The following is a 254-nucleotide window of genomic DNA, read 5'->3' as shown; positions in this document are numbered from 1 at the left end:
AAGGTGGGACCGGCGATTGGGACTAAGTCGTAACAAGGTAGCCGTACCGGAAGGTGCGGCTGGATCACCTCCTTTCTAAGGAGCACCTCAGGTTCATTGCCGCCGCCTAAGTGCGGCGGGGGATGTCCTGCAGGAGATGCCCATGTCGGAGACGAAAGTTCTCCGGTGGGTGCTCAAGGGTGGAATATCAATGGATAGGCGCCGGCATGCCGGTTTCGTGAGGTTAGTACGTTCCCTTCGGGGTTCCTGGAAAA

Annotated in this window: 1 rRNA gene; it reads left to right on the top strand. The window is 57.9% G+C overall.

The features are described 5' to 3' along the window. Window positions 1–75 (top strand): 16S ribosomal RNA (locus AC5RT8_RS16300); the annotation flags it as partial. Window positions 76–254: the final 179 nt, after the last annotated feature.

The organism is Arthrobacter sp. Ms25 (genome assembly GCF_059090365.1).
This window is presented reverse-complemented; position numbering and strand designations above follow the sequence as displayed.